The sequence below is a fragment of the Gardnerella sp. 30-4 genome (assembly GCF_001641215.1).
In the GTDB taxonomy this organism is placed as follows: domain Bacteria; phylum Actinomycetota; class Actinomycetes; order Actinomycetales; family Bifidobacteriaceae; genus Bifidobacterium; species Bifidobacterium leopoldii.
Window position 1 is genome coordinate 1 of sequence record NZ_LXJL01000031.1, and the last position, 8085, is coordinate 8085.

General features: G+C 50.6%; 3 protein-coding genes and 3 rRNA genes. 1 reads left to right on the forward strand and 5 read right to left on the reverse strand.

The window, feature by feature from the left end:
- Positions 1–96 precede the first annotated feature (96 nt).
- Positions 97–468: a hypothetical protein gene (locus A5294_RS02665; protein ID WP_064340397.1), complete on the forward strand. Its 372-nt coding sequence runs from the start codon at positions 97–99 to the stop codon at positions 466–468.
- Positions 469–648: 180 nt separating this feature from the next.
- Here the strand turns inward: A5294_RS02665 and A5294_RS02670 are convergent, their stop codons facing one another.
- The 5 genes from A5294_RS02670 to A5294_RS02695 all read right to left on the reverse strand — a co-directional run bounded on the left by A5294_RS02670 (position 649) and on the right by A5294_RS02695 (position 7449).
- Positions 649–999 carry an XRE family transcriptional regulator gene (locus A5294_RS02670; RefSeq protein ID WP_231880178.1) on the reverse strand — a complete coding sequence of 117 codons (351 nt, stop codon included), beginning with the start codon at positions 997–999 and terminating at the stop codon, positions 649–651.
- 21 nt (positions 1000–1020) lie between these two features.
- Positions 1021–1740, reverse strand: coding sequence for a nitroreductase family protein (locus tag A5294_RS02675; protein ID WP_064340399.1), 720 nt, complete (start codon positions 1738–1740; stop codon positions 1021–1023).
- A gap of 450 nt (positions 1741–2190) precedes the next feature.
- Positions 2191–2307 (reverse strand): 5S ribosomal RNA (rrf, locus tag A5294_RS02685).
- A gap of 179 nt (positions 2308–2486) precedes the next feature.
- Positions 2487–5547, reverse strand: a 23S ribosomal RNA gene (locus A5294_RS02690).
- Between the two features lie 374 nt (positions 5548–5921).
- A 16S ribosomal RNA gene (locus A5294_RS02695) occupies positions 5922–7449 on the reverse strand.
- Together the 16S, 23S and 5S rRNA genes form the textbook arrangement of a ribosomal RNA operon.
- Between the last annotated feature and the right edge of the window lie 636 nt (positions 7450–8085).

The window sequence follows — 8085 nt, forward strand, 5'->3', positions numbered from 1 at the left end:
ATACAAGATATTGTTTACCTTTTAGCACGCCATTAATTTATAAATTGTCAAAGTTTTATATACACAATTATTTTCTTGTATCAGAAGGAGAAGAATATGAGTAATTTAGAAGATACAAAAGCACAAATTCCGTCCGTATTTTGGACAATAGCCAATGGTGTATTTCTTGCTGGCGGAATTGCGCTGATTGTAATGCGTAATGATTATCTATGGGGGGTGCCTCAAATTATCGCTGGATTATTTGGTCTTGCAACCATGTTTCTCATTAAAAAACCGTGGTGCGCGCAGCTATATTTTATCGTATCTTCACTAGCTGTAATAGCAAATGGGCTTATGGAAATATTCGGCATAATCCACGGATCTGGATACGGTTATGTTCCGCTGATTATTGGCATAATCGTGCTTCTATTTATAGGCCTTGACAAGGATGAAAGTTCAAAAGCTCTTGGAATTGCCAAGAATAAATAAAAGCATTAGACTGCGATTTTAACTTAAAAACATATCACAATTTTCAAAGGTCAAGTTGCATCCATGCATCCTACGGCTTGACCTTTACTTATTTATCCGTTATTTATTTGTTTTGCATAGAGTTTATGCGTTACTAAGCGACTTACTTGCGCATAGCCTCAACCACATTGCTTTGAATCACTAAGCTTTAAGCGAACTTATTCGCTGCGGAGTAACCCCCGTAAGCTCTGCAACATCACGAACCGTCAATCCCTGATTCCTTAGTATGCGAACCGTTTCACACATAAGCATAGATGCCTCTTGCTGAGTTTTTATAGCTGCCGATTTTGCATCTAACATGCGCTGAAGCATAAGCTCATCTTGCTCACTAAGTTTCGGAGTTACTTTCACGCCATTGACTTTAACATTTAAAGTTGCAGCAGCATCTTTTACCATTGCTGCAACCTGATCAAGCCTACGCACTTGAGTAAATAATCCTGGTATTTCCGGCACTTCTATCTGATATTTTCCAAAGTACTTTGGATTTTGCAAGATAGGTTGGTTCGTGCGAAGTTACTTTTCCTGCGCAAGCTCGATTGGCGGATGCTCCGCGCGGAAAGCATTTACGTGCGCTTCAGACGCATACCCTAACGCAAAACCAGTAATCAGCGCATACTCCGGAGGAATGTCGAATACTTCGTCAAGCGGTGAACGCCATGTAGCAAGAACGCCAAGGGGGCATGAATCTACGCCTTGCTCTTTAGCTGCCAACAGTAACGTTTGTAGCATAATTCCAGCATCCAGCGCAGCAAACGGCAGAAAATCGCGGCGAACAAGCACAAATCCCATAACTGGCGCACCGAACGCCTGGAAGTTGCGCAAAGTGTGAGCATTTCGAGCAGGAAAATCTTTGCGATCAATATTTAAATGTTTATACAACGCCAACCCTAAACGAGCGCTACGCTCTTTAAGTGATTGTGGATACGGAGCCATTACAGGAAAATCTCCATCCGGGTGGCTCATTTTCTGCGCTATCAGGCGCTCTTCTTCGCTAAGGGTAGCGTCTTTAGTACGAAACATTGCTTTGCATTTTTGCACATATGCGTCGATTAGCTGCTGCTTGCGTTCTCCTTGAGCAATAGCGAGCATGTAGCCACGCGTATTGGACCAGCTCGGTGATTGTGCAGCTGTTTGCAAAATAGTTTCAAGTATTTTAGAATCGACAGGTTTATTTAGAAAATCACGTGCAGAAAATCGCGACTTTGCGAGTGCTTCAAAAGTTTGTGTAGTCATGCTTTTAGTATATCGCACCGAATACGCACGCAGTGTTCTCTCTCGTGTTTGTGTGACTACCTGCTTGAGTGCTTATAGCGCGAGCGTTCCAGCATTTTTGACCACAAATGCCCGCAGTTTTTCCTCGTGTTTGGAGTGTGTCGGTGTGTGTTGCGCTCCATTTGTGAGAACACTCTCTCACGTTTGGAGGGTTAACCCTCGCTCTACGCTCCATTTGCGAGACGACACTCGCACTATACGTGCTCGCTACGAAACTCGCGTTGGAAGTCCACTGGACTTCCAACTTAAGCGAGTTTCCGCTCCGAATTGCCTTCGCGCGCTAAATCGCAGCGCTCAGACAGGTCGTCGCGCCCACGTTTGAAGAATTACAGATAACAGTATACGAAAACGAAAGAACAGTATGCGAATATGAAAAAAGCGGGGAGTAAAAAACTCCCCGCTAGAAAAATAATGCGGCAGCGTGCTAGTCTCCCACACCCTATCGAGTGCAGTACCCTCGCCGTGTCAGGCCTTAGCTTCCGGGTTCGGAATGGGACCGGGCGTCTCACCTGAGCCATGACCACCGCAAAACTAGATTATACACTCAAAACCATTGAGTGGCAACACGTGGCGGTTAGGGAACCGGACATGAACGCGCGTAAAAACTCTTTTACCAACTGATCGTTAAGCAAAACATTCAGTACTCATTAACGCTAGAAGAATAATACTCATAAGGAACTCACCCTCCCCACTAGTAAAAGTGAGGAAGAATGTCACCATCGCCCGTTAGTACTAGTCAGCTCCACCCCTTACAGGGCTTCCACATCTAGCCTATCAACCACGTGTTCTACATGGGGGCTCACACACTAAAGTGCAAGGAATGCTTATCTTGGAGCAGGCTTCCCGCTTAGATGCTTTCAGCGGTTATCCCTTCCGAACGTAGCTAACCGGCAGCGCCACTGGCGTGACGACCGGCATACCAGAGGTTCGTCCACCCAGGTCCTCTCGTACTATGGGCAGGTCTCCTCAACATTCCAACGAGCGCAGAGGATAGAGACCAAACTGTCTCACGACGTTCTGAACCCAGCTCGCGTGCCGCTTTAATCGGCGAACAGCCGAACCCTTGGGACCTGCTCCAGCCCCAGGATGCGACGAGCCGACATCGAGGTGCCAAACCATCCCGTCGATATGGACTCTTGGGAATGATCAGCCTGTTATCCCCGGGGTACCTTTTATCCGTTGAGCGATGCCACGTCCGTACGCCGGCACCGGATCACTATCTCCGACTTTCGTCCCTGCTCGACCCGTCAGTCTCACAGTCAAGCCCGCTTGTGCGATTACACTCAACACCCGATTGCCAACCGGGCTGAGCGGACCATTGAGCGCCTCCGTTACTCTTTAGGAGGCAACCGCCCCAGTTAAACTACCCGCCAGGCACTGTCCCTGACACGGATAACGCGTCGAGGTTAGACGCCAGATATGGAAAGAGCGGTATTTCACCTGTCGACTCCACGCAAGCTAGCGCCCACGCTTCACAGCCTCCCGCCTATGCTACACGATCCACACCTAACGACAATACCAAGGTATAGTAAAGGTCCCGGGGTCTTTTCGTCCTTCTGCGCTTAACGAGCATCTTTACTCGTACTGCAATTTCGCCGGGCTCCTGGCCGAGACAGTGGGGAAGTCGTTACGCCATTCGTGCAGGTCGGAACTTACCCGACAAGGAATTTCGCTACCTTAGGATGGTTATAGTTACCACCGCCGTTTACCGGGGCTTAAATTCACCGCTTCACCGAAGCTAACGGATCCTCTTAACCTTCCGGCACCGGGCAGGCGTCAGAGCGTATACAGCGGCTTACGCCTTCGCACGCTCCTGTGTTTTTGGTAAACAGTCGCTACCCCCTAGCTTGTGCCACCCCCAACAGCTCAACAATGTAAAACCATATCACCATCAGGGGTCTCCCTTATGCCGAAGGCACGGGAGTAATTTGCCGAGTTCCTTGGCCAGGATTCGCCCGATCGCTTCGGTATACTCTACCAGACCACCAGTGTCGGTTTAGGGTACGAGCGGAATCACACCTCACGTTGAAGCTTTTCTTGGCAAGCAGGATCACCGGAATCAGCCTTACAGCCTACCCATCACGCCTCAGCTTAACATCCCCCGGATTTACCTAGGAGACAGCCCACACGCTTAGCCACGGAAAACCACCTCCGCAGCCGGCTACCTACCCGCGTCACTCCCACGCTAACCTACTACCGATACAGTCCCAACACAAACCCATCAACAACCCCGAAAGGCAATCAACAAGAAAATGAAGGTTAGTACTCTCAGATTCAGTTCGAACGGTGTAACACCGGTACGGGAATATCAACCCGTTCATCCATTCGACTACGCCTGTCGGCCTCGCCTTAGGACTCGACTCACCCGGGGACGACGAACGTGGCCCCGGAACCCTTAGTCATTCAGCGGACGGGATTCACACCCGTCTCTCGCTACTCATGTCTGCATTCTCACTCCTGTAAAGTCCACGACAAGTTCACACTGCCGCTTCACCCCATACAGGACGCTCTCCTACCCCGCATGAAACAAATCATGCAGCCGCGTCTTCGGTGGCGTGCTTAAGCCCCGCTACATTGTCGGCGCGGAACCACTAGACCAGTGAGCTGTTACGCACTCTTTCAAGGATGGCTGCTTCTGAGCCAACCTCCTGGCTGTCTATGCGACTCCACATCCTTTCCCACTTAGCACGCGCTTCGGGACCTTAGACGACGATCAGGGCTGTTTCCCTTTTGACGACGGAGCTTATCCCCCGCCGACTCACTGCCGTGATAAACCTAACAGGTATTCGGAGTTTGGCTGCTATTGGTACCCGGTATGGGCCCGCAAGCATCCAGTAGCTCTACCCCCTGTAAGCAATAACACGACGCTGCACCTAAATGCATTTCGGAGAGAACCAGCTATCACGGAATTTGATTGGCCTTTCACCCCTAACCCCAAGTCATCCCCCCAGTTTTCAACCTAGGTGGGTTCGGTCCTCCACACGGTCTTACCCGCGCTTCAACCTGCTCAGGGCTAGATCATCCCGCTTCGGGTCCAGGACATGCGACTCAAACGCCTTTTAAAACTCGCTTTCGCTACGGCTCCCCCACCCGGGTTAGCCTCGCCACATACCACTGACTCGCAGACTCATTTTTCGATAGGCACGCCGTCACCCCACAAAGAAGGCTCCGACGGATTGTAAGCGCACGGTTTCAGGAACTATTTCACTCCCCTCCCGGGGTGCTTTTCACCTTTCCCTCACGGTACTAGTACACTATCGGTCAGACAGGAATACTTAGGCTTACCCAACGGTCTGGGCAGATTCACGCGGGATTCCACGAGTCCCGCGCTACTTGGGAATAAACATAAAGAGACATCGCACGACAAGCTACGGGGCCATCACCCTCTACGGCTGGGAATTCAATCCCATTCACCTAGCACGACATTTTATCACTCTCCTCAACCCCGTCAGAGGCTGAACAGTCCATCCCACGACCCCGAATGCGCAACACCTGACGGCTATCACACGCACCCGGTTTAGCCTGATCCGCTTTCGCTCGCCACTACTCACGGAGTATCCTTTCCTGCAGGTACTGAGATGTTTCACTTCCCTGCGTACCCCCCACAAAAACTGTGGTGACCACTCATAACAGTGGCCGGGTCTCCCCATTCGGAAATCCTCGGATCAAAGCCCACTCGGCAGCTCCCCGAGGCATATCGCAGCCCGTCACGTCCTTCATCGGTCCTGTCTACCAAGGCATCCACCATACGCCCTTACCAGTGACAAACACTAAAGTAAGAACCCATCAGCAAAATTCTCTAGACAAAAAATCATCACACTAAACGATCACAAAACGATCAAGCGACTCCAACAAAAGGAGCCGGTTGAAATTGATAAAAGCAAAAAAATCGAAACCAAAAAAGTCTCGCATTTTACTCGCGTCCACTATCCAGTTCTCAAACCACCACAACACCACAAAACCAGCATCAACACTCAAAAAGCATCAACCTGAAATCCTGTGAGTCAAGGACCGCAACCCCAAAACAAGGGGGGTGGCAATCCGGGAACCCAAAAGCATGCCCAACAAACTCATATAAACGTTAACCACTGTTTTCCACACCAGTAACCACACTCAACCGAGCGTGCACAAAAACTCCGTAGAAAGGAGGTGATCCAGCCGCACCTTCCGGTACGGCTACCTTGTTACGACTTAGTCCCAATCACGAGCCTCACCTTAGACGGCTCCATCCCAAAAGGGTTAGGCCACCGGCTTCGGGTGCTGCCCACTTTCATGACTTGACGGGCGGTGTGTACAAGGCCCGGGAACGCATTCACCGCGACGTTGCTGATTCGCGATTACTAGCGACTCCGCCTTCACGTAGTCGAGTTGCAGACTACGATCCGAACTGAGACCGGTTTTAAGGGATCCGCTCCATGTCACCATGTCGCATCCCGTTGTACCGGCCATTGTAGCATGCGTGAAGCCCTGGACGTAAGGGGCATGATGATCTGACGTCATCCCCACCTTCCTCCGAGTTAACCCCGGCGGTCCCCCGTGAGTTCCCGGCATAACCCGCTGGCAACACAGGGCGAGGGTTGCGCTCGTTGCGGGACTTAACCCAACATCTCACGACACGAGCTGACGACGACCATGCACCACCTGTGAACCTGCCCCGAAGGGAAACCACATCTCTGCAGTCGACAGGCACATGTCAAGCCCAGGTAAGGTTCTTCGCGTTGCATCGAATTAATCCGCATGCTCCGCCGCTTGTGCGGGCCCCCGTCAATTTCTTTGAGTTTTAGCCTTGCGGCCGTACTCCCCAGGCGGGACGCTTAACGCGTTAGCTCCGACACGGAACCCGTGGAATGGGCCCCACATCCAGCGTCCACCGTTTACGGCGTGGACTACCAGGGTATCTAATCCTGTTCGCTCCCCACGCTTTCGCTTCTCAGCGTCAGTAACAGCCCAGAGACCTGCCTTCGCCATTGGTGTTCTTCCCGATATCTACACATTCCACCGTTACACCGGGAATTCCAGTCTCCCCTACTGCACTCTAGCCCGCCCGTACCCGGCGCAGACCCACCGTTAAGCGATGGGCTTTCACACCAGACGCGACGAACCGCCTACAAGCTCTTTACGCCCAATAATTCCGGATAACGCTTGCGCCCTACGTATTACCGCGGCTGCTGGCACGTAGTTAGCCGGCGCTTATTCGAAAGGTACACTCACCCAAAAGGCTTGCTCCCAATCAAAAGCGGTTTACAACCCGAAGGCCTTCATCCCGCACGCGGCGTCGCTGCGTCAGGGTTTCCCCCATTGCGCAATATTCCCCACTGCTGCCTCCCGTAGGAGTCTGGGCCGTATCTCAGTCCCAATGTGGCCGTCCGCCCTCTCAGGCCGGCTACCCGTCGAAGCCTAGGTGGGCCATTACCCCGCCTACAAGCTGATAGGACGCGACCCCATCCCATGCCACTAAACACTTTCCCAACAAGACATGCGTCAAGTTGGAGCATCCAGCATTACCACCCGTTTCCAAGAGCTATTCTGGAGCATGGGGCAGGTTGGTCACGCATTACTCACCCGTTCGCCACTCTCACCAGTCAGCAAGCTGACTAGATCCCGTTCGACTTGCATGTGTTAAGCACGCCGCCAGCGTTCATCCTGAGCCAGAATCGAACCCTCCACGAAAAACTTCAATGAAGAGCCAACAAAAGGCTCCAATATTAAAAAGAAAAAGACGAGACATTCTTTAAGGAAAGAACATCCCAACAAAAAACCTCACCACCATTTAACCATCTCTCAGGCACCCTGCAATCTGCAAGGCTGGCAATGAACTGGCAATAATTAACTAATAAGTAGTACAGACACGCTCTTGAGTTCTCAAACCACCACCACACCAGCCGGCCCATCAACCTCAACCGAGGAGAACCAGCCGCGCTGAGCAGCAAGAGATAAACTTACACCAACCCACGCTAAAACGCAAACCCACCAAAAACAAACACCCCAAAACCATTGAAAACAAGCCAAAACACCGGCGTGTCGAAAATCGCAAAAAAGCACCCAAAAACCAACACAAAACCAGGAACAATAATCAAAACCAACAAAAAATAATCAAAAATAGCCCCAAAAACCTCAAAATCGGGAGTGTCGCGCACCCACGCATTAAGAAAAACAGCAACAAAGACGCAATTAATACGGAATCAACGCGAAAAATACACAATAAAAGCAGAAAAAGATGAGATATACGATTAGATAACACAAAAAATATATGAGTGCGATATATGGAATACATACGAAATAAGAAATACCTATATAAATAGATAC

Excerpts from the sequence above, each read along its gene's own strand:
- A5294_RS02675 (WP_064340399.1), bottom strand. The coding sequence starts at position 1,740 with ATGACTACACAAACTTTTGAAGCACTCGCAAAGTCGCGATTTTCTGCA.
- A5294_RS02665 (WP_064340397.1), top strand. The coding sequence starts at position 97 with ATGAGTAATTTAGAAGATACAAAAGCACAAATTCCGTCCGTATTTTGG.